The sequence below is a fragment of the Mesorhizobium sp. M0633 genome, from assembly GCF_040320645.1.
GTDB lineage: Bacteria > Pseudomonadota > Alphaproteobacteria > Rhizobiales > Rhizobiaceae > Mesorhizobium.
Genome location: NZ_JAMYQC010000009.1, coordinates 1 through 16,978 on the forward strand (window position 1 = coordinate 1; position 16,978 = coordinate 16,978).

Here is a 16,978-nt window from a genome sequence, read left to right on the forward strand (position 1 = left end):
TCGTCACCGAACGACCCCAACAATCCCATAGATGACACCGCGACGCCTCCCTCAGTACGTCGCCTACAGAATCACACACCAACCCGACGCCGCAACTCACAGAGGAGTCATCGACGCAACGAAAAGATGTGTGCATCCCCTAGCCACTTCGTGGGGGCGAGGAACCCAAGCTGGAACGAAGCCGCGAAACCTCGCCGTCCCGCTGCACCGGGTTCAACCACCCATCGCCTGCTGATAAATGTCCGGCTTGAAGCCAACCAGTATGCGATCGCCAAGTTCCAGCACCGGACGCTTGATCATCGTCGGTTTGGCCAGCATCAGCGCCTTGGCCTTGTTCTCGTCCAAGCCCAGTCTGTCCTCCTCCGACAGTTCACGGTACGTTGTGCTCGCCTTGTTGAGCAGGATTTCCCAGCCGACCTTGCCTGACCAGCCGTTCAGCCGATCCGCGTCAAGGCCGTCTGCCCTGTAGTCGTGAAAGCGATAGGCAACATCGTGGCTCGCCAGCCAGGAACGCGCCTTCTTGACCGTATCGCAATTGGTGATGCCGTACATGGTGATCGTCAAAACGCGTCCTCGGACCGGTCGAATCTGACGGCACCCTAAAACCGCGCCTCTCACTTTTCCAGCGGCCTCGCCGGGCTCCGCGATTTCCGCGCTTGCCAATGGTAAGGAATTTTCCTAACCATTTCCCGAGCTAATTTTCTCACGAAATAGCCGAGGCAAGGAAACGACCATGACGAGCCTGCAGACCGAAAGCCCCCCGCCGATCGACGGCATTTTCCGGGCGCTCGCCGATCCGACCCGGCGACGCGTGGTCGAGCGACTGAACCGAAGCCCCGCCTCGGTCAGCGAGCTTGCCCAGCCGTTCGAGATGGCCCTGCCATCCTTCATCGAGCACCTCAGGGTTCTGGAAGGCTACGGGCTGGTGCATTCGGAAAAGGCCGGCCGCGTCAGGACCTACCGGCTCGCGCCGGAGCCGTTGAAGCTCGCGGAAAACTGGCTGGCCGAGCAGCGTGCGCTGTGGGAGCGCCGTCTCGACCAGTTCGACGACTACGTACTGAAACTCAAGGAGACAGACAGATGAATATGGTGCCGTTGTTCCAACCCGATCCGAAGCTCGACCTCGTGCTCGAACGGACGATCGAGGCGCCGCGAGAACTGCTGTGGATGGCCCTGACGAGACCCGACCATGTCCGCCAATGGTTCACGCCGAAGCCGTGGATCATCACCGATTGCGAGATCGATCTGCGGCCCGGCGGTCTGTTCCGGACCCGCATGCAGTCGCCCGACGGCAAGGAGGTCAACGATAGGCGTTGCTGCTACCTCGAGATCGTCCAGGACGAGCGGCTGGTGTGGACCGATGCGCTGCTGCCAGGCTACCGGCCGTCAGGCGACCCATTCATCACAGCCGTCATAGCGCTGCAATCGCATGGCGAGACGACGCGCTACACCGCCACCGCCATCCACCGCGACGAAGCCACGCGCAACAGCCACGAGGAGATGGGCTTCTACGACGGCTGGGGCACGGTGGCGGATCAGTTGGCCGGCTATCTCAAGACGATCTGAGGCGACCTGCTTCGCACTCACATTGCGGCCACGGAGCCGTCGTGGCCGTTCAACCGAACGCCGATGCCGAGGCACCAACGCTCGCAACAAACTTGACGGTTAGCGTAATGCCAATGTTGAACGCTCAGGCGCCGTAGCCGATGATGCCCTTGATCTCGAGGAAATCGTGGATGGCCCAGTCGGCATATTCGCGGCCGTTGCCGGACTGCTTGTAGCCGCCGAAGGGCGCAAACGTATCCCATTCCGGATAGTTGATCGACACCTGCCCGGCACGCAGGCGGCTGGCAATCTTGCGGGCGTGGTCGATATCCCCGGACTGCACATAGGCAGCCAGGCCATAGACGGTGTCGTTGGCGATCTTCACCGCATCATCATCGTCATCGTAGGAGATGACCGACAGGACCGGCCCGAAAATCTCCTCCTTCTCGATGGTCATGCCAGGCCTGACGTGGCCGAAAACGGTCGGTCGCACATAATAGCCACGGTTGAGGTGTTCCGGCCGGCCGGGGCCGCCGGTGACCAGCGTCGCACCCTCGGCGATACCTGCCTCGATCAACCGCTGGATCTTGTCGAACTGGACGTTGCTGACCACCGGCCCGAGCTTGGTCTCCTCCGAGCGCGGGTCGCCGACCTTGTGCCATTCGGCGGCCTTCCTGGCGATCGTCAGCGCCTCGTCGTGACGGGCGGCCGGTACCAGCAAGCGGGTCGGCGCATCGCAGGACTGGCCGCTATTGCCGAAGCAGGCGTTGACACCCTTGCGCACCGCCGTCTCGAAGTCAGCGTCGGGCAGCACGATGTTGGCCGATTTGCCGCCCAGCTCCTGCGCGACGCGCTTGACGGTCTCGGCCGCCGTCTTGGCGACGATGATGCCGGCCCGGGTCGACCCGGTGAACGAGACCATGTCGACGTCGAGATGGCCAGCCATGACCTGGCCGACATCCGGACCAGTGCCATTCACCATATTGTAGACGCCCTTCGGCGTGCCGGCGGCGTCCATCACCTCGGAAAAGATGATGCCGCTGATCGGCGCGATTTCGGAAGGCTTTAAAATGACCGTGCAGCCGGCGGCGATCGCCGGCGCCACCTTGCAGACGATCTGGTTGAGCGGCCAGTTCCACGGCGTAATCAGCGCGCAGACGCCGATCGGTTCTTTGACCACCATGGTGGTGCCGCGCTTCTCGCTGAATTCGTAATCCTCAAGCGCCTTGATGGTGGCTTCCATATGCGCCCTGCCCGCCCAGGCCTGCGCCTCGCGCGCCCACCTGATCGGCGCGCCCATTTCCTGGCTGACCGCCTGGGCGATGTCCTCGTAGCGCTCATTGTAGACTTCGAGGATACGCTTCAGCAGCTTCAGGCGCTCGGCCTTGCTGGTTTGCGAGAAGGCCGGGAATGCCGCCTTGGCTGCCGCCACGGCCTTGTCGACATCGGCTTTCGAGCCGACCGAGATTTTGGTGTAGGCCTCTTCGGTGGACGGATCGATCACATCCAGCGTTGCCGCAACCACGGGGCCGACCCATTTGCCGCCGATGAAAAAATTGAGATGATTGCTCATGGGCCGTGCTCCGGTTTTCTAAAAATGAGTGAGACTAGCTAGGTAGCATAGGGCAGTTGGCGCCGCGCCGCAGGCTGATATGCGCCACGTCGCCGACGCTGAATTGAAAACCCTCCGCCCGGCGTGGCGCGTCGATCACCACCTGTGTCCCCTGCCCCAGCTCTGCATGAAGGCGCAAGGTGCGGCCGTGAAAGACGATGCTGTTCACCCGCACCGGTGCGGTACCGGCCGCGGCCTCGGTCGTGGCCAAAATATCCTCTGGACGCACGCCGATGGTGCGCACAGTGCCCTCGCCAGGCAGCTCGCCTTTATCCGAAATCGCTTCCAGCGGCAGGACGCCGGCAGTGAACAGCAGGCGCTCGCCGTCACGGCCGACAAAGCGCGACTGCAGAAGGTTCATGGTACCGATGAAGCTGGCGACGAATTTGGTGGCGGGCCGGTCGTAAAGAGTTGCCGGCGGCGCAATCTGCTCTATGCGGCCCTTGTTCATGACGACAATGCGGTCTGAGATCGACAGCGCCTCGGTCTGGTCGTGCGTGACCATGACGAAAGTGGTGCCAAGCCGCGACTGCAGCCGCTTCAGTTCGACCTGCATCTGCTCGCGCAGATGCGCGTCGAGCGCCGATAGCGGCTCGTCGAGCAGCAGCACACGCGGCTCGCAGACGATGGCGCGGGCAAGCGCGACGCGCTGGCGTTGGCCACCCGACAATTCGGACACGCGGGCGCCGAGCTTCTCGGCAAGGCCGACCATGTCGAGCGCTGCGCCGACGCGCTTTGCCTGTTCGGCACCGGAGAGCTTGCGCAGCGACAGGCCGAAGCCGACATTTTCGGCAACGTTCATGTGTGGGAACAGCGCGTAGTCCTGGAACACGGTATTGACGGGACGGCCGAAGGGCCTGAGTGCCGTGATGTCACCGCCTTCGAGCAGAACCCTGCCACTCGACGGGCTCTCGAAGCCGGCGATGACCCGCAGGCTGGTGGTCTTGCCGCAGCCGGACGGCCCGAGCAAGGTCAGGAACTCGCCGCGGGCAATGTCGAGATCGACAGACTCGAGCCCGACGATGCCGCCGGGGAATATCTTGGAGACCTTGTCCAGCCGGACGAGAGGATCAGGCGCCATCGCGAACCTCGGACGGCTTGGTGGTGTTGACCCACAGGATCTGGCAGCGCTCGCTGCCCGGATTGCGGAAGGCGTGCAGCAAGGTGCTCTTGAAGGCGAAGCTGTCACCGGCCTTCAGCCCGTATCTGGTCGAATCGACCACCAGCTCGACCTCGCCGGACAGGACGAAGCCGAATTCATGGCCGGCATGGGCATAGGCTTCCGCGGTGCCGCCGCCGGCTTCCACGGTCACCAGCATGCCGGTCAGCGTGGCGGCCGGCGGCGACAGCAGCGCCTTGGCGGTGCCTTCCGACTTGACCGGGATCTGACGCCGGCTGTTGGCGCGCACACAATAAAGATCGTTGCCGACATCATTGCCGTCGGCGATCAGGGCCGACGGCTCTATATCGAGGGCGGCGGCAAGCGGCCAGATCACGCGGACCCGCAATGACGACATGCCGCGCTCGATCTGGCTTAGCGCACCTATCGAGACACCGGCTTTGGCGGCAAGTTCGGCCAGCGAGAGATTGCGCTCCAGCCTGAGCGCCCGCACGCGCCGGCCGACCCTGACGTCGGCGTCGTCCTTCGGCTTCTCAGCCGCTTCGTCCAGCATGTCCATTCGTTCGTCCTTGTTACAGTATTTTTGGCCGGCGCCGCGCGGTCTTCCCTTCTCCCCCTTGTGGGAGAAGGTGGCCGAGCGAAGCTCGGTCGGATGAGGGGTGTTCCAGAAAACACCAACGCCTCATTCCTTCCAACACCCCTCAACCGTCTTGGCGCTCCGCGCCAATCCACCTTCTCCCACAAGGGGAGAAGGAAGAGCGAACTCAGCCGCCTGCCTTGACCTTCTCGAACATCTTGGCGAGTTCGTCATTCTGTTTCATCGGCCCGGTGAAGATCGTGGTCTTCAGCATCACCTCGGGATCGGAAGGCAGCTGCAGTTTCTCCAACTCCTCCTTTGGCACGGCGGCGAAAGCCGAGCTGGTCGAGCTGCCATAGCCGTAGGCCTGGATCAGATACTTTCCGGAATCCGTTTCCAGCCGGCTGTTGATGAAGTCATAAGCAAGATCGACGTTCTTGGCGTCCTTGAGCATGACGAAACCGCAAGCCCAGGTCAGCATGCCTTCCTTCGGCTTCATGAACTCTACAGGCACGCCCTGCTTCTTCAGCGAGGTTGCCGAGGCGTTCCAGGTCATGGCCGCGACCAGCTGGCCGCTCGCCAGTGCCTGTTCGACCGAGGTCATGTCGGTGGTGTAGTTCGAGAGCAGCGGGCGCTGCTCGCGCAGTTTTTCCGCCACCTTGTCCATCTGTTCCGGTGTCATGTCGAACGGATTGACGCCTGCCAGAAGGGCCGCCACCACCGGTGTGTCGTGGACGGCATCGATGGTCGCCATGCGCCCGGCATATTGCTTGTCCCAGAGCAGGTTCCAGCTGGCTTCGGGGTTCTTCACCAGATCGGTGCGGTAGAGGATCGAGGTATTGCCCCAGTCCCACGGCACCATCCAGACCTTGCCGTCGCCGGCCTGCAGGTCGGGCAGGTTCTTGAAGACCGGGAAGATCGAATCCCAGTTCTTGATGCGCTTGGTGTCGATCGGCTGCAGCAGGCCTTCCTTGTTCCAGCGCGCCACCTTGTCATAGCAAGGGTGCGCGACATCGGGGCGGAAGCCGGCCTTGACCTTGGTGAAGGCGTCATCGTCGTCGCCGAACATCGCGGCTTCGACGCCATCTGGGTGCGCGGCGAGGAAGCTCTTGTTGAAGTCGGGCAGTTCATAGCCCGACCAGGTGAAATATTGCAGCTTGTCGCCGGCAAAGGCGACAGTCGATGCAAGCGCCAGCGCGAAGGCGGCCAGTCCGGTTTTCGCTGTCTTTGCCGTTATCGATTTCAGGTCGAATGCCATTGCAGTTCTCCTCTTTCGGTTTCTTCTGGTTTTGACAGGCTGGCGGGCGCTGGCCGCCGGGTGGCGGCAAGCCCGCGATGGCGCAGGATTTCGGCGAGTGCGGCGATGACGAACGACACTGCCAGGATCGCCGTGCCGAGCGCCATGACGGTCGGCAGCGATTTCGGGAAGCGCAGCTGGCTCCAGATATAAAGCGGCAGCGTCGGCTCGGTGCCGGCAAGGAAGAAGGCGACGATGAACTCGTCGAACGAGGTCAGGAAGGCCAGCATGAACGCCGAAATAATGGCGGGCAGGCTGAGCGGCAGCATCACCCGTCTGAAGGTCGTCCAGTCAGAGGCGCCGAGGTCGAGCGCTGCCTCGCGGATGGTCTTCGGGATGGCGGCGAAGCGGCTGCGCATGACCACCACCGTCGTCGGCAGCGCCACCAATACATGGCCGAGCACAATGGCAATGCGCGACGGCCCGAAACCGGCGAGATTGACCAGGATCAACAGCGAGATGCCGACGATGACGCCGGGGATCAGGATCGGCAGCCGCGCAATGGCACTGATCGTGGCGGCCAGCGGCGAGCGGCCGTAAAGGTCCATATAGGACACGGTAATGCCGCAGAGTGTTGCGCCAGTGGCGGCAATGGCGCCGATGACGAGGCTGGTGGCAAGCGCACCGGACAGCGCCGAATTGCCGACCAGCGTGCCGTACCATTCCAGCGTGAAGCCTTGCAGCGGAAATGCCGCCTGGATCGAATTGTTGAAGGAAAACAGCGGGATCAGCAGTATCGGCAGATACAGGAACACCAGATAGGCAAGGACATAGACACCCAGCCAGCCGCCGCCCTGCCTTGCATCGATACGCGCCGTGTTCATGTGCGGCTGCCGTATCGGCGGTCGGCGAAGCGCACCACCAGCACCACGGCGAGAATGACCAGCATGACGGCGACGGCGAGTGCGGCGCCGAACGGCCAGTCATTGGCCTTGCCGAACTCGGCCTGGATCAGCGTGCCGATCATTGTACTGGCAGGGCCGCCGACCAGCGCCGGCGTCACATAATCGCCGACGGTCGGCACGAAGACGACGAGAGCAGCCGCCAGCACGCCCGGCATCGAATTGGGCAGCACGATGCGGCGGAAGCTGGTGAATGGTTTTGCGCCGAGATCGGAAGCGGCCTCGAGCAGCGATTTCGGGATGGTGTCCAGCGCCACATAGATGGGCAGGATAGCGAACGGCGCATAAGCGTGGGCGAGCGTGACGACGACCGCTGCCGGCGTATTCAAGAACGCCAATGTCGGCTCCGACCAGATGCCGCTTTCGATCAGCGCCGAGTTCAGCACGCCATTATAGGCAAGCACGATCTTCCAGGCGAAGACGCGCAGCAGATAGCTGGTCCAGAACGGCAGGGTCAGCAGGAACAGCAGCAGCCCGCGCCGCTGCCCGGCATGGAAAGCCAGATAGTAGGCAACGGGATAGGCGGTGACTACGGTTGCCAGCGTCACCAGGCCGGCGATGCCCAGCGAGCGCAGCGTCACCGTCCAGTACAGCGGATCGGTGGCCACAGTGACGAAATTCGCAAGGGTGAAACCAGCCCCCAGCAGCGAGCCGTCATTGCCGCGAAAGGCGAGAAAGAACACCAGGCCGAGGGCGAAAAGGATCAGCAAGAAGGTGACCAACCCGCCGGGCAGCAGCATGGCGAAGCGAAAACCCGGCGAAGACCGGGTTTCCGGCAGCGGCTGCGTTGCGGCGATGGTCGACATCGACTACCCATCATAATTTGAAATCGACTAAACTTTTTTCATATTCGTGAAGCTGTCAAGCTGTTTCACGCTTGGGCATGAACGTCAGCGTTCGAAGGCGTCCAGCATCCGGTACCAGGCGATCGTCGCGGCAACGCCGACCTGCCGAAACGCATGAAACGGGAATGGCCGGATCGGCGAGACCGGGAACGGCAATTGCCTGGTGTCGCCGCTCGACAGGTAGGAGGCGATGCGCTCGCCAAGCGCGGTCATCAGGCCGATGCCGCGGCCCTGGCAACCGACGACCGCCAGCAGGCCCTTCTCTGGCTCGTGGATATGCGGGAGATGGTCCGGCGTCATTGCCACCCGGCCGAACCACCGCTTTTCAATGGCAATGTCTGACAGCGCCGGATAAAGCCGCAGCAGCGCGCGTTCCAGATGCGCCCAGTCGGCCGGGCCGTTCGGGAAAGCCATGCGGCCGCGCCCGCCGAGCACCAGCCGGCCGTCGGCACTCTTGCGATAATAGACGAGGATGCGGCGCGAATCCGACACCGCCTGCCCTTCCGGCAGGATCGCCGCCGCGAGATTGGACGATAGCGGCGCTGTCGCGATCTGGAAGGAATGCAGCGGCACGATCGTCTCGGCGAGGCCGGGGAGCAGGCCGCCGGTATAGGCGTTGGTCGCCAGAACGACCGCCTTGGCCTGGAGTTCGGCGCCGCTTTCCGTAGAAACGTGCCAAAAGCCAGCATTCTTGCTGATCTGCATCACGTTCTGGCGCTCGGCGATCTTTACGCCCGCCGCTGCAGCGACGCGCGCCAGTTCCGACGTGTAGGCGAGCGGATCGATGACACCGGCGCGGCGATCGAGCCAGCCGCCGAGATAGCCTTGCGCGCCGGTCATCGTCGCGATCTCCGTCCTGCTCAGCAGCCGGACATCGGCGCCGCGGGCGCGCCACTGCCGATCCCGGTTCGCCGCCGCTTTCAGCGCGGTCTCGGTATGCGCGGCCTGGATCCAGCCATTGCGGACGAACGGCACCGCCAGTCTTTCGTCGCGGATCAATTCGAAGACGGTGTCAGCGGTCGAGGCGGCAAAGTTGACGAGCGCTTCGCCGCGTTCGAGACCAAAATGCTCCAGCAGCCAGTCCGGATCGTATTTCAGGCCGGGAATGACCTGACCGCCGTTCAGGCCGGATGCGCCATTGCCAATTTCGCCGGCCTCCAGCACCTGGACGGCAAGGCCGAGCCGGGCAGCGTGCAAGGCCGTTGACAGACCCAGAATGCCGCCGCCGACGATAACGACATCGACGCATTGGCCGGCTGGAAAAAGCGACTGGAACGCGGTGGCTGTCCGCGGCTTCTGCCAGATTGGATCGGAAAACCGTAAGTGCAAGCGTCACCTGAAGATTTCAGTAGGTGAAAACCCTAGCGACGGTTTCATTATTTTGAAAGAGCGTTTTCCGTCGCCGTTGGCGCACGTCAGGCTCGATCAAGGTCCAGCGATGCGAAGACCGCTTGAAAGAATTGACAAAGCTCGCCCTGCAAGCGGGATAGACCTTTGGCGGGAATTTGTTGAAAGTGCCGCGGCCGAAGGACAAGACAACAGGAAATGTAAGCCATGACGAACGCCACACATTTGCCCGCCGAAGGCCTCTTCGTGGGCCGCGCCCGGGCGAGCGATGCTTCCCATCCGCTGGTGGTCACGGTGCGTGACGGCACGGTCTTCGACATCACGTCAAATGTGGCGCCGACCGTGCGCGACGTTTGCGAATTGCCGGATCCGGCGGGGCACGTCCGCTCGGCCAAGGGGCGGCCGATCGGCCCGCTCGATGCCATTGCCGCTAACAGTTTCGAGACAGCGCGCGATCCGGGGAAACCGTATCTGCTGTCCCCCGTCGACCTGCAGGCGATCAAGGCATCTGGCGTCACCTTTGTCGTCAGCCTGCTCGAACGGGTGATCGAGGAGCAGGCGCGCGGTTCGGCGGAAAAGGCCGACGCCATTCGCGCCGACATCGCCGGGCTGATCGGCCACGATCTGTCGAAGCTCAAGCCCGGCTCGCCGGAAGCGATGGAGATCAAGGCCAAGCTGATAGCGCGCGGCGCCTGGTCGCAATATCTGGAAGTCGGCATCGGCCCCGATGCCGAGATCTTCACCAAATGCCAGCCGATGGCCTCGGTCGGCTTCGGCGCCGATGTCGGCCTGCATCCGGTTTCGACATGGAATAATCCGGAGCCGGAGATCGCCATGATTGCCGCCGGCAGCGGCAGGATTGTCGGGGCGACGATCGGCAACGACGTCAATCTGCGCGACGTCGAGGGGCGCTCGGCGCTGCTGCTCGGCAAAGCCAAGGACAATAACGCTTCGGCAGCACTTGGCCCCTTTATCCGGCTGTTCGATGAGACATTTTCCATTGGCGACGTGAAGCAGGCGATCGTACGCCTGAAAGTCGAAGGCGAGGATGGGTTCTCGCTGGAGGGCGCCAGTTCGATGGCCGAGATCAGCCGCTCGCCGGAAGAGTTGGTCGCCGCCGCCATGGGGCCACATCACCAATACCCGGACGGGCTGGGGCTCTATCTCGGCACCATGTTCGTGCCGTCGAAGGATCGCGGCGAAACAGGCAAGGGCTTTACCCACAAGGTCGGCGACATCGTCACCATCTCGTCGGAGAAATTCGGCGCCTTGGTCAACCGCGTGCGGCTGTCGCCCGACTGCCCACACTGGACCTACGGCGCCAGCCATCTGATGCGTGACCTCGCAAGGGCCGACCTCATCTAGTCCCCCACCCTACATCCGATATATTCTAGAATTCTCTGATTGGAAATTACCTGCTCGTCGGCATTCGGGAGAGTCCATTGATCGTCGCTCTTGAGGGCAAGACCCTTGTCGTTACCGGCGGAACGCAAGGACTTGGTGAGACCATCGTCCGGCTGGCCTCAGCCGACGGCGGCGAAGGGATCGCCATTGTCGGCCGCAATGCCGAGCGTGGCAGACGCATCGCCGAAGAGCTTTCACGACCAAGCCGGCCCGTCGTCTTCATCCAGGCCGACCTTGGAGATCCGGCCGCGCCTGCAGGTGTCATGGCGGAAGCGATCAAAAGACTCGGCCGCATCGATTGTCTGGTGAACGCCGCGGCCCTCACCGACCGGGCCTCTCTGGAAACTGGCACAATCGACGACTGGGACAGGTTGTTTTCCGTCAATGCGCGCGCGCCGTTTTTCCTCATGCAGGGGGCCGTAGCCGACATGAAGACACGGCGGGCGGCGGGCGCCATCGTCAACATACTGTCGGTGAATGCGCATTGCGGTGCGCCGGACCTTGCCATCTATTCCGCAACCAAGGGCGCGCTTTCGACGCTGACCAGAAACATTGCCAACGCACATCTTTCCGATCGCATCCGCGTCAACGGCATCAACATGGGCTGGGTAGCGACGCCGGCCGAACAAGAGATGCAGGCGCGCACGCTGGGCAAGGGCGAAAACTGGGCAAAGATTGCCGCCGCCGGCCTGCCGCTTGGTCGATTGCTGACCATGGACGAAGTCGCCCAGCTAACGCTGTTCCTGCTCAGCGACGCCTCCGGGCTGATGACCGGGACGCTTATCGACCTAGAGCAATACGTGCTCGGCGCGCCGCCGCGCGGGATTGCATGACGGTCACAAGGCCGATCGTCGGCCGCCTGGAAAATATCAGCCAAACTGATGCAATCTGATGGGATTGCTGATGGCGTGGTGCCTTGCGCCAACGTCCATTGGCGATGGAGGCTTGCCATCGGTCGAAAAAGGGAATGCTCTAATGCGCCCAGGTCGACGCTGGCAAATGCGACCACGGTTTTTGGCCGCGCACGGCTTTGGCCGCGATCGTCGTCGGAGGAGGAGTTCGGTTCAAATGGGAGGAAATCAAATGCTGACGAGGCTAAGACTGCTTGTACTTGGCTTGGTGGTGGCGCTGGCCATTCCGGCCGCGGCACAGGCCAAGACGTTCTACTGGATTTCGCATGGCGGCCCGGCCGATCCGGTCTGGACCTACTTCCTTGCCGGCGCCAAGCAATGGGCGACGGACACCGGCAACACCGTCAACACGTCGTTCCACAATGGCGACGTGGCGTCGCAACAGGAAGCCGTCCGCGCCGCAATCGCCGCCAAGGCCGACGGCATCACCACGACCAGCCCCGATCCGGGCAGCCTTGTCGAGATCGTCAAGGAAGCGCGGGCGGCGAACATCCCGATCATCAACTTCAACACGCCCGACCCGAAGGCGGATTTCAACGCCTATGTCGGCGGCGACAACGTCACCTTCGGCAAGCATTGGGCGCAGTATTTGGTCGACAAGGGCCTGGTGAAGAAGGGCGACTTCGTCTGGATGCCGGTCGAAATTCCCGGCGCCACCTATGGCGTCCAGGAAGAGGAAGGCATCAAGAGCGTCTTCGAGCCGCTCGGCATCACCTATGAAATCACCGAAGCGACGCTCGACCAGGCCGAAGTGATCAACCGCATGGTCGATTACCTCACCGCCAACCGGGCCAAGGTCAAGGCGGTCATCGGTCTCGGCGACCTTGTCACCGGCTCGATCAAGCGGGTGTTCGACCAGGTCGGCGTCAAGCCGGGCGAAATCCCGGTCGTCGGCTGGGGCAACTCGCTCGACACCACCCAGGAAGTGCTGAACGGCTACGTCAATGCCGGCCAATGGCAGGATCCGCAGGCGACCAGCTACGTCGCGCTCTCGCTCGCCAACATGGCGGCGAGCGGTATCCCGCCTGGCTTCGACGTGATCACCGGCGCGCTCTACGAGAAGGACACCGCGGCGGTCTACGACAAGATCCTGTCCGGCAAATAAATCCGCGATCGAGTTGGCCACGGCCGCTTCGGCGGCCGTGACCGTCTCATCATTCCGCCGAAGCCGGTTGCGGTCGCGGCCAAATCCAATCCTATCGCGGGTCCAAGGTGGAAAATCGTTCTCTTATCCAACGCTCGATCGCGCGGCCCGAGTTCGGGCCGTTTGTGCTGCTCGTCGTCGAGATCGCCGTGTTCTGGGGCATCAACCACGACTTCCTGTCGCCGCAGAACATCTCGAACACGCTGGCCTTCACGGTCGAGCTCGGGCTGATCGCGCTGGCGATGACGCTGTTGATGACATCAGGCGAATTCGACCTCTCGGTCGGCTCGGTGTTCGGTTTCTCGCCGGTCCTGATGTGGACGTTGTTCAACAGCGGCGTCGCCTCGCTCGAAGCCGCCTTCGTCATCTCGCTGGTGGTCGCTGCATTCATTGGACTGGTCAATGGCTGCTTCGTGACGCAACTCAAGATCCCGTCCTTCCTGGTGACGCTGGGCATGCTGCTGGTGGTGCGCGGCACCGCTTTGTTCGTCACCAACGGGTTTCCGCAGCGGACCTGGAGCGCCGAGGGCAGCTGGCTGGCGGAAGCGCTGGTCGGCGATTTCTTCATCGGGCCGTTCCGTATCTACATGTCGCTGTTCTGGTTCATCGCCGCCGCAATCGTGCTCGGCTACGTTCTGACGCAGAGCCGGACAGGCAACTGGATCCAGGCGGCCGGCGGCAACCCGAGTGCTGCAAGGGCGCGCGGCGTCAATGTCAGCGGCGTCAAGATCGGCCTGTTCATCCTGTCGTCGATCCTGGCCTCGCTTGCCGGCGTCATCTCCTCGCTACGCACCTCTGCGGCCAACCCCAACAGCGGCACCGGCTACGAGCTCGAAGTCATCGCCATGGTGGTGATCGGCGGCACGGCGCTGACCGGCGGGCGCGGCACAATCATCGGCACGGTGCTCGGTATCCTGATCCTGCGCGTGATGCGCAACGGCATCGTGCTGATCGGTGTGCCCGGCCTTGCCTATAATATTTTCATCGGCGCCATCATCCTCGGCATGATGGCGCTCCATTCATGGCTGGAACGCCGGCATCAGGCAGGGACTTGAACCATGGCCGAACCGCTTGTCCGCATGGAAAATATCCGCAAGTCCTATGGCCGCGTGCAGGCGCTGGTTGATGCCAATTTCCATGTCAACGAAAGGGAGATCGTTGGACTGCTCGGCGACAACGGCGCCGGCAAGTCGACGCTGATCAAGGTGCTGTCGGGCGCGGTCCCGCTGACCAGCGGCGACATCTTCATCCGCGGCAAGAAGGTGAATCTGCGCAGCACCAGCGACGCCATCGCCCATGGCATCGAGACGATCTACCAGGACTCCGCGCTGGTGACGCAGCTGTCGATCGCCCGCAACCTGTTCCTCGGACGCGAGCCGATCAAGCCGCCGCGTTTCCTCAACCGCATGGACCAGGAGGCGATGAACGTGGTTGCCCGCGACCTGCTCAAGCAGGTCGGCATCTCGAAGAACATCCCGCCGACGACGCCGATCGGCTCGCTCTCCGGCGGCGAGCGGCAGGCGGTGGCGATTGCGCGCGCCATGCATTTCGACAGCGATCTCATCATCCTCGACGAGCCGACCAACAATCTCGGCGTCGCCGAAACGCAAGGCGTGCTGAGCTTCGTGCGCAGTGCCCGCGATTCCGGCCATTCCTGCATCTTCATCGCCCACAACATCCATCATGTCTTCCAGGTGGTCGACCGCATCGTCGTCATGCGCCGCGGCAAGGTGGTCGCCGACGATATCGACCCGAAGAAGACCAGCGTCGCCGAAGTCGAACGCGTCATCACCGGCATGTCGGACAAGGAGATCCATGACGCGCTGGTCGAGGGCACGCAACGGCCCGGCTGAGCAGCCGGAGGTCGGCCTGATCGTCGAGGCACTGGATCGCATCGCCACATGGTTGCGACATGAAAGCCACCGTTTCGGATATTGCCAGGAGCTGCGGCCTGTCGACCGCGACGGTCGACCGTGTGCTCAACAACCGGGCGGGAGCCAGTGCCGCCAACCGGCAGCGCGTGATGGAGGCGGCCAAGCAGCTCGGCTATCTGCCGGTGGTCGACCAGGTAGCGTTGCCCTCGCGGCCGGCGCATCTCGAATTCTTCCTGCCGATAGGCAGCAATGCCTTCATGGCCGATCTGGCCAGGCACATCGAGGATTATGCGGCGCGCCTGCCGCTGGTCGCCTCCTGCCGCATCCACAAGCTCGCCGGCATCTCGCCGAGTGCCTTGCAGGCGGCCGTCGAAAACCTCTCGCTCAAGGCGAACGGTGTCGGCGTCATTGCCGTCGATCACCCGAGAACGCGCAACATCTTGCGCGAGATCGTCGAGGCCGGCATCCGCCTGGTCACACTTGTGTCCGATGTTCCGGGCGCGCCCCGCTCGGCCTATGTCGGCATTGACAACCGGGTGGCCGGCCGTACGGCGGCGCTGCTGATGGGACGGTTCCTCGGCGGCCGCCAGGGCCATCTGGCGATGGTCGTCGGTTCACGCTCCTACCGCGGCCATGAGGAACGCGAGATGGGCTTTCGCTCCGTGCTCGGCGAGGAGTTCCCCAACCTAACCGTCACTAGCGCCGTGGAGATCAACGATGAGCCGGAGGTCAGTTATACCGCGACCATGAAGGCGCTGCACAACGCGCCGGAGCTGCTCGGCATCTATTGTATCGGCGCCGGGCGCTCGGGCGTGGCAAAAGCATTGCTCGAAGTCAGGCCGCAGACGAAGCCGGTGTTCATCTGCCATGATCTGACGCGCGAGACGCGCGGCTATCTCGTCGACGATCTGCTCGACGTCGTCATCGACCAGAATGCGCGGCTGATCGCCGAACAGTCGGTCATTCGCCTGCTCGGCTCGATCGCCTCGTCGGCGCCCTATCTGACGCGGAAATTCATCGAGCCGCGCCTGATCTTCAAGGAAAATGTCCCGGTGCAGTGATGTCGCGCGAGGCGATGGTCGCTCGGGCCTCGATCGTTAAAATTCGGTTGATACCGCAAATCTGCACATCACCTATGCAACTTTTGTGGTTGCCGAATCATTGGGCAATCGATAGTTTTGCAGGTGTCGGCCATCTACTTCTCCCAGATGCGATGCCGACGCTGAGTGCGGTACACCTCCTCCCGTGCCGTATTCGAAATCGAGCCCGCTGCCACCTCCTCCCGGCAGCGGGCTTTTTTTGTTCCAGCTCCGGGATAGCGGCCAATGCTTGCGGTCGGGACAGCACCGGACACGTTTGCTGATCCGCGGATCGATGAGCTTCGCTGCGACCGCCGCGGCTTGTCGGGCAGAATCCTGTCACACTTGTCACTCTCACCGGTTCGCCGGCGGCCCTATCCTGCCTCACGACCAGCGATCAACGCCGCGCCGGCCATGGTGCGGAGGATCGGCACAGGAGACGCGAGATGGCACATCGCGATGGGACGAGACATCACCCGGCGACGCGGCCCGCAATCGAAACGCCACGTATCGTTTCGCCGCTTGCGAGACTATCTGGCCCTGAAAGACGTGATCAGGCCTTCCGCCATGCGGACGAACTGCGCGCTCGGGCCCTCGGCGCCGACGCTTTGCAGGCTGACGCGGGCGCCCTCGAGCAACAGCGACAGCGTGTCCGCAAGAAGCTCGGCCTGGCCGATGCCGGCATCGCGACACAGCGAGACCAGCCGCTCGCGCTGCGCTTCCTTGAGCTCCTTGATCACTTGCCTTGCCGGATGATCGGCCTCGCTCAGCTCGATGGCGGCGTTGGCCATGTCGCAACCGCGGCGATCCGACATCAGGCAATCGGCCGCCATCCGGACCCAGGCATGCAGCTGCGCCAGCTTGTCGCCCGGATTCTCGGCCTCGAACTTCTCCCACATCGCGTTGGCGCTGCAGGCAGTCGCCCGCAGACATTCGATGATCAGGTCGTCCTTGGACTCGAAATGCCGGTAGAGCGTCATCTTGTTTGTGCCGGCGGCCTCGGTGATGGCGTCGATGCCGACGCCGCGAATGCCATGCTTGTGAAACATGTCCCGTGCCGTCTCCAGGATCCTGTCCCGGGGGCGAACACGCTCCACAACAACGTCTGTCATCAAAACCTCCGTGATTGCGTTTCCCGAAATTCCCTCGGTGCACCTCTTGACTAGGGTGTTACCGGTCTGTAACGTTAGAGATGTTACTTACCTGTAACACCCGCATTGCATCATGTCAAACTCGCAAGTGCCAGCCATCAGCCCCGCCCCGATCGGCAAGGGGACGAACCGCACCTCACGGCCTCGGCCGGCGAGCAAGAAAACACCAG

17 protein-coding genes are annotated in these 16,978 nt (G+C 63.0%); 8 read left to right on the top strand and 9 right to left on the bottom strand.

Annotated features, from left to right (window positions below):
• Window positions 1-213 precede the first annotated feature (213 nt).
• Window positions 214-564 (bottom strand): ArsC family reductase, encoded by a 351-nt coding sequence (locus NKI47_RS11765; protein WP_352590073.1) that lies wholly within the window; start codon window positions 562-564, stop codon window positions 214-216.
• Between the two features lie 169 nt (window positions 565-733).
• Here NKI47_RS11765 and NKI47_RS11770 point away from each other — a divergent pair, with 169 nt between their 5' ends.
• Window positions 734-1,084 carry an ArsR/SmtB family transcription factor gene (locus NKI47_RS11770; RefSeq protein ID WP_352590076.1) on the top strand — a complete coding sequence of 117 codons (351 nt, stop codon included), beginning with the start codon at window positions 734-736 and terminating at the stop codon, window positions 1,082-1,084.
• Window positions 1,081-1,566, top strand: coding sequence for an SRPBCC family protein (locus tag NKI47_RS11775; protein WP_502897426.1), 486 nt, complete (start codon window positions 1,081-1,083; stop codon window positions 1,564-1,566). The genes NKI47_RS11770 and NKI47_RS11775 overlap by 4 nt, the downstream gene beginning before the upstream one ends.
• 124 nt (window positions 1,567-1,690) lie before the next feature.
• Here NKI47_RS11775 and NKI47_RS11780 read toward each other — a convergent pair whose 3' ends face one another.
• From NKI47_RS11780 to NKI47_RS11810, 7 genes are all read right to left on the bottom strand, one after another.
• Window positions 1,691-3,118 (bottom strand): aldehyde dehydrogenase family protein, encoded by a 1,428-nt coding sequence (locus NKI47_RS11780; RefSeq protein WP_352590079.1) that lies wholly within the window; start codon window positions 3,116-3,118, stop codon window positions 1,691-1,693.
• 34 nt (window positions 3,119-3,152) lie between these two features.
• Window positions 3,153-4,238 carry an ABC transporter ATP-binding protein gene (locus NKI47_RS11785; RefSeq protein WP_352590082.1) on the bottom strand — a complete coding sequence of 362 codons (1,086 nt, stop codon included), beginning with the start codon at window positions 4,236-4,238 and terminating at the stop codon, window positions 3,153-3,155.
• On the bottom strand, window positions 4,228-4,836 hold the full coding sequence (locus tag NKI47_RS11790) for a cupin domain-containing protein (RefSeq protein WP_352590085.1): 609 nt from the start codon (window positions 4,834-4,836) through the stop codon (window positions 4,228-4,230). Before NKI47_RS11790 ends, NKI47_RS11785 begins: the two co-directional genes overlap by 11 nt.
• A gap of 205 nt (window positions 4,837-5,041) precedes the next feature.
• On the bottom strand, window positions 5,042-6,112 hold the full coding sequence (locus NKI47_RS11795; RefSeq protein WP_352590088.1) for an ABC transporter substrate-binding protein: 1,071 nt from the start codon (window positions 6,110-6,112) through the stop codon (window positions 5,042-5,044).
• On the bottom strand, window positions 6,097-6,975 hold the full coding sequence (locus NKI47_RS11800; protein WP_352590091.1) for an ABC transporter permease: 879 nt from the start codon (window positions 6,973-6,975) through the stop codon (window positions 6,097-6,099). The genes NKI47_RS11795 and NKI47_RS11800 overlap by 16 nt, the downstream gene beginning before the upstream one ends.
• On the bottom strand, window positions 6,972-7,859 hold the full coding sequence (locus NKI47_RS11805; protein ID WP_352590094.1) for an ABC transporter permease: 888 nt from the start codon (window positions 7,857-7,859) through the stop codon (window positions 6,972-6,974). Before NKI47_RS11805 ends, NKI47_RS11800 begins: the two co-directional genes overlap by 4 nt.
• A gap of 84 nt (window positions 7,860-7,943) precedes the next feature.
• Entirely contained in the window at window positions 7,944-9,227 is a 1,284-nt protein-coding gene (locus tag NKI47_RS11810; protein WP_352590097.1) for an NAD(P)/FAD-dependent oxidoreductase, read from the bottom strand.
• 225 nt (window positions 9,228-9,452) lie between these two features.
• Between NKI47_RS11810 and NKI47_RS11815 the strand changes: the two genes are divergently transcribed.
• The 6 genes from NKI47_RS11815 (at window position 9,453) to NKI47_RS11840 (ending at window position 15,639) form a co-directional block, all read left to right on the top strand.
• Entirely contained in the window at window positions 9,453-10,610 is a 1,158-nt protein-coding gene (locus NKI47_RS11815) for a fumarylacetoacetate hydrolase family protein (protein ID WP_352590100.1), read from the top strand.
• Between the two features lie 77 nt (window positions 10,611-10,687).
• A complete protein-coding gene (locus tag NKI47_RS11820) occupies window positions 10,688-11,482 on the top strand; it encodes an SDR family oxidoreductase (protein ID WP_352590103.1) in 795 nt (264 codons plus the stop codon).
• Between the two features lie 250 nt (window positions 11,483-11,732).
• Window positions 11,733-12,665 (top strand): substrate-binding domain-containing protein, encoded by a 933-nt coding sequence (locus tag NKI47_RS11825; RefSeq protein ID WP_023716807.1) that lies wholly within the window; start codon window positions 11,733-11,735, stop codon window positions 12,663-12,665.
• 107 nt (window positions 12,666-12,772) lie between these two features.
• Window positions 12,773-13,759 (top strand): ABC transporter permease, encoded by a 987-nt coding sequence (locus tag NKI47_RS11830; protein WP_352590106.1) that lies wholly within the window; start codon window positions 12,773-12,775, stop codon window positions 13,757-13,759.
• A 3-nt stretch (window positions 13,760-13,762) separates the two neighbouring features.
• Entirely contained in the window at window positions 13,763-14,557 is a 795-nt protein-coding gene (locus NKI47_RS11835; RefSeq protein ID WP_023674040.1) for an ATP-binding cassette domain-containing protein, read from the top strand.
• 59 nt (window positions 14,558-14,616) lie between these two features.
• Window positions 14,617-15,639: a LacI family DNA-binding transcriptional regulator gene (locus tag NKI47_RS11840; protein WP_352590109.1), complete on the top strand. Its 1,023-nt coding sequence runs from the start codon at window positions 14,617-14,619 to the stop codon at window positions 15,637-15,639.
• Between the two features lie 548 nt (window positions 15,640-16,187).
• On the opposite strand, the gene NKI47_RS11845 is transcribed toward NKI47_RS11840, so the two are convergent.
• Complete coding sequence (locus NKI47_RS11845; RefSeq protein WP_352569411.1) at window positions 16,188-16,769, bottom strand: TetR/AcrR family transcriptional regulator; 582 nt, start codon at window positions 16,767-16,769, stop codon at window positions 16,188-16,190.
• Window positions 16,770-16,978: the final 209 nt, after the last annotated feature.

What these genes read in the sequence shown, in the direction of transcription:
- NKI47_RS11770 (WP_352590076.1), top strand. Translation starts at nt 734, where the DNA reads ATGACGAGCCTGCAGACCGAAAGCCCCCCGCCGATCGACGGCATTTTC.
- NKI47_RS11775 (WP_502897426.1), top strand. Translation starts at nt 1,081, where the DNA reads ATGAATATGGTGCCGTTGTTCCAACCCGATCCGAAGCTCGACCTCGTG.
- NKI47_RS11780 (WP_352590079.1), bottom strand. Translation starts at nt 3,118, where the DNA reads ATGAGCAATCATCTCAATTTTTTCATCGGCGGCAAATGGGTCGGCCCC.
- NKI47_RS11785 (WP_352590082.1), bottom strand. Translation starts at nt 4,238, where the DNA reads ATGGCGCCTGATCCTCTCGTCCGGCTGGACAAGGTCTCCAAGATATTC.
- NKI47_RS11790 (WP_352590085.1), bottom strand. Translation starts at nt 4,836, where the DNA reads ATGGACATGCTGGACGAAGCGGCTGAGAAGCCGAAGGACGACGCCGAC.
- NKI47_RS11795 (WP_352590088.1), bottom strand. Translation starts at nt 6,112, where the DNA reads ATGGCATTCGACCTGAAATCGATAACGGCAAAGACAGCGAAAACCGGA.
- NKI47_RS11800 (WP_352590091.1), bottom strand. Translation starts at nt 6,975, where the DNA reads ATGAACACGGCGCGTATCGATGCAAGGCAGGGCGGCGGCTGGCTGGGT.
- NKI47_RS11805 (WP_352590094.1), bottom strand. Translation starts at nt 7,859, where the DNA reads ATGTCGACCATCGCCGCAACGCAGCCGCTGCCGGAAACCCGGTCTTCG.
- NKI47_RS11815 (WP_352590100.1), top strand. Translation starts at nt 9,453, where the DNA reads ATGACGAACGCCACACATTTGCCCGCCGAAGGCCTCTTCGTGGGCCGC.
- NKI47_RS11825 (WP_023716807.1), top strand. Translation starts at nt 11,733, where the DNA reads ATGCTGACGAGGCTAAGACTGCTTGTACTTGGCTTGGTGGTGGCGCTG.
- NKI47_RS11835 (WP_023674040.1), top strand. Translation starts at nt 13,763, where the DNA reads ATGGCCGAACCGCTTGTCCGCATGGAAAATATCCGCAAGTCCTATGGC.
- NKI47_RS11840 (WP_352590109.1), top strand. Translation starts at nt 14,617, where the DNA reads ATGAAAGCCACCGTTTCGGATATTGCCAGGAGCTGCGGCCTGTCGACC.
- NKI47_RS11845 (WP_352569411.1), bottom strand. Translation starts at nt 16,769, where the DNA reads ATGACAGACGTTGTTGTGGAGCGTGTTCGCCCCCGGGACAGGATCCTG.